The organism is Massilia sp. CT11-108, assembly GCF_047302915.1.
GTDB classification, from domain to species: Bacteria; Pseudomonadota; Gammaproteobacteria; order Burkholderiales; family Burkholderiaceae_D; genus Telluria; species Telluria orientalis.
The window spans coordinates 1-2893 of sequence record NZ_JBKYMO010000616.1 but is presented as its reverse complement, the minus strand read 5'-3'; the positions used below and the strand labels follow the sequence as shown (position 1 = coordinate 2893).

The following is a 2893-nucleotide window of genomic DNA, read 5'->3' as shown; positions in this document are numbered from 1 at the left end:
CCCCTGGCCGGCGGGCCGCGGCCCTTCCCCCCCCCCGCGCCCAACCCGCACGGCCCCCCGGGGCGCGCCCGGCCCCGCCCCCGCCCGCGAGTCCGGACGCATCCAGCGTTACCGTCGGCGACGAGCGCGGGCCGATGGCGCGCTGGGTCAGGCTGTTGCGGGCCTGCCAGAACGACGTCGCCGGCAGCGCGTGCAGGCGCAGGAAGCCGGGGCGTTCCGTCAGCGACCACTGGCCGTCGACCGGCACGTGGTTCCACTGCCAGAGCGGCTGCAAGGCCGTGCCCGAAAAATCGTCGCTGCGCGCAAACGGTACCGCGATCGGGGAGGGCGCGGCCGTCTTCGGCTTGACCCACGTGCGCGGATTGCGGCCCAGGTTGCCCGGCAGGCCGAAGTACGGCCAGCCATCCTTCCACGTGATCGGGGAAAGACTGAGCAGGCGGCCGACCGAATTGAAATCCATCATCGAGAAGCCCCACCATTCGCCGGCCGGCGTCAGCACGATGCCGCCCTGGTGCAGCGAGTTGCTGTTGCGGGCCGACGGGTCCGGCGGCTCGATCGCGGTGGGGGTCTTGTTGTCCTTCAGGCGGTAACCCTTGGCCATGCCGAAGTCCTCGTCCTTGCTGATGGCCTGGTTCACTTCATACGGACCATCGATCTTGTCCGCGCGCGCGGCGGGCATGCGGAAGCCGCCCGCGTAGTTGGCGGAGAGGATGTAGTACTTGCCCTGGATCTTGTAGATGTGCGCGCCTTCACCCATGCCGGCGTCCTGCGCGAACAGCACTTTCTCGGTGCCGGGCACGATGTCCGTCAGGTCGTCCGTCAGCTGCGCGATGTGCATGCGCTGGTGGTCCCATACGACCCACGCCTTGCCGTCGTCGTCGAACAGGACGGACAGGTCGTGCAGGCTGCGCTTCATCTCGCGGTGCGTCCAGGGGCCGCGCGGATCGGTGGCGGAGAAGATCTGCGTGGCGCGGCCGTTCACGTTGCTGAAGATGTAGAACGTGCCGTTCCGGTAGCGCAGGCTCGGGGCCCAGATGCCCTGGCCGTAGATGCTCTTGCCGTCTTCCAGGCGGTAGGCCGGGCCGAAGTCCAGCTTGTCGACGGCATAGCCGAGGAATTCCCAGTTCACGAGATCGCGCGAGCGCAGCACCGGCAGGCCGGGCATCGCGTGCATCGTCGTGCCGGTGAGGTAGAACCAGTCGCCCACGCGGATCATGTCCGGGTCGGAGAACTCGTCGTAGAACAGCGGGTTCGTGAACGTGCCGTTGCCGTTGTCGGGCGTCCAGGTGGCCGTCGACAGGCCGGTGGCGGGGCGCGGTTCTTCCTGCGCGCGTGCGCCCATGCAGGCGAGGGCGGCGCAGAGGGCGAGGACGGTCGCGGCAAGGCGCGGCGGGCGGGGGCGGTGTGCGGTCATGTGGGATCCGGTGGATTCAGGGCATCCGGCAATGTAGGGCATGCATGGTAGCGTTGTCAAAAGGGCAGCGCGGTGCCGGCGGCGGCAGGAGCGCGTCGCGCCGTCATCGCCAAGTCGTTGTTATTGCTGGCTTTTACGCGATAACCCGCCGCCGGTTCTGCAACTAACCGACCGGAGCGATACCGAACCCGGTATCGGTCGCCAGGAAAAAATCATCGCTTCGCGGCTGGGCCCGACGGGGAGGTCAATGCTGGGCAGGCACGGGCGGCTGTTCGGCGACCGACTGTAATGGCGCCGGCGGCGCCCCGGCCGTCATGCCCGGCGGCAGCGCTGCACGCACTGGCCGGCTGTGCAGGTTGGCGGAAGAGAGCACGTTGTCCGTCGTGCCCGGCGCGGCATCCCATACCGGTGCGGCCATGCCCTCGAATACGGTCTTCAATTGCTGGCCCCAGCTGGTGCGCAGCAGCTGGAAGTACTGGTTGTGCTCGTCGATGGTCACGAACCGCGTGACGGCCAGGCTGCCGTCCTCGTACACGAGCAGGTCGAGGGGCAGGCCGACCGAGATGTTCGACCGCAAGGTCGAATCCATCGAGATCAGGGCGCACTTGGCCGCATCGTCCAGCGACGTGCGCGGCGTGACGACGCGGTCGATGATCGGCTTGCCGTATTTCGCCTCGCCGATCTGGAAATAGGGGTTCTCGTCATGGGACTCGATGAAGTTGCCGGCCGAGTACACGTAGAAGAGGCGGCAGCGCTCGCCCTGGATCTGGCCGCCGAACACGATGCTGATGTTGAAGTCGACCCCGTGCTCGGCCAGCCGGGCCGACTCCTGCCGGTAGACCGCGCGGACCGCGTCGCCGACGATGCGCGCGGCCTCGTACATGTCCGGCGCGTTCCAGATCGTCGTCCCGTTCTCGCTCACCCAGGCCGACACGGTCTGGCGCACGGCCTGCGAGATCGACAGGTTCCCGGCGGTCATCATGACCATCATGCGGTCGCCCGGGTTTTCGAAGACGGACAGCTTGCGGAAGGTGCCGACCTGGTCGACGCCGGCGTTCGTGCGTGAATCGGCAAGGAACACGAGGCCGGCATCGAGGCGCATGCCCACACAGTAAGTCATCGGCGAAATCCGTAATGGTCGAGGAAAGCGGTCATTCTACACGGGGACGATCTGCGCCTCGACCCGCATGACTTCGTCGCCGCCGCCGCGCCGCATGCCGCGCACGGGGGCGGCCGATTCATAGTCGCGGCCGATCGCGAGGCGGGTGTACCCGTCCGTCATCAGGCGATTGTGCGTCACGTCTATGCTGACCCAGCCCGTGAAGTCGGCATCCTCGGCCCAGGCGTCGACCCACGCATGGCTGGCCGCGTGGCCTGTCGATCCGGGATCGATGTAGCCGGACACGTAGCGCGCCGGTACCCCGTGCGCATGGCAGCAGGCGAGGAACACGTGGGCATGGTCCTGGCAGACGCCGGCGC

General features: G+C 67.9%; 3 protein-coding genes. All 3 read right to left on the bottom strand.

What is annotated here, in order from left to right:
* The coding region (locus ACEN88_RS28385) for a family 43 glycosylhydrolase (RefSeq protein ID WP_413345049.1) at window positions 1-1414 on the bottom strand (1414 nt) is incomplete at its 3' end.
* A gap of 244 nt (window positions 1415-1658) precedes the next feature.
* On the bottom strand, window positions 1659-2534 hold the full coding sequence (locus tag ACEN88_RS28380; RefSeq protein ID WP_413345047.1) for a peptidase: 876 nt from the start codon (window positions 2532-2534) through the stop codon (window positions 1659-1661).
* A 36-nt stretch (window positions 2535-2570) separates the two neighbouring features.
* Window positions 2571-2893: transglutaminase-like domain-containing protein (locus tag ACEN88_RS28375; protein ID WP_413345045.1), on the bottom strand; the 323-nt coding region annotated here is incomplete at its 5' end.

Coding starts and splice junctions, on each gene's coding strand:
- ACEN88_RS28380 (WP_413345047.1), bottom strand. CDS start 2,534: ATGACTTACTGTGTGGGCATGCGCCTCGATGCCGGCCTCGTGTTCCTT.